This window comes from Salmonella sp. SAL4457 (genome assembly GCF_046548235.1).
Classification (GTDB): domain Bacteria; phylum Pseudomonadota; class Gammaproteobacteria; order Enterobacterales; family Enterobacteriaceae; genus Salmonella; species Salmonella enterica.
Genome location: NZ_JBGDZO010000496.1, coordinates 1 through 272, shown reverse-complemented (window position 1 = coordinate 272; position 272 = coordinate 1). Strand labels below are relative to the sequence as shown.

Annotated in this window: 1 protein-coding gene; it reads left to right on the top strand. The window is 63.6% G+C overall.

Features of this window, described 5'->3' with window-relative positions; all coding sequences use genetic code 11:
- Positions 1-272 (top strand): isochorismatase family protein (locus tag ACLJNW_RS25205; RefSeq protein ID WP_410961359.1); only part of this gene is annotated, 272 nt, incomplete at both ends.

Below are 272 nucleotides of genomic sequence, written 5' to 3'. Positions count from 1 at the left end.
ATCCTCACCACCAGCTTCGAGGATGGCCCCAACGGCCCGCTGGTGCCGGAACTCAAGGAAATGTTTCCGCAGGCCCCGTACATCGCCCGCCCCGGCAACATCAACGCCTGGGACAACGAGGACTTCGTCAAGGCGGTCAAGGCCACCGGCAAGAAGCAACTGATCATCGCCGGCGTGGTGACCGATGTCTGCGTAGCCTTCCCGACCCTCTCGGCGCTGGAGGAGGGGTTTGACGTATTCGTCGTCACCGACGCCTCCGGCACCTTCAACCC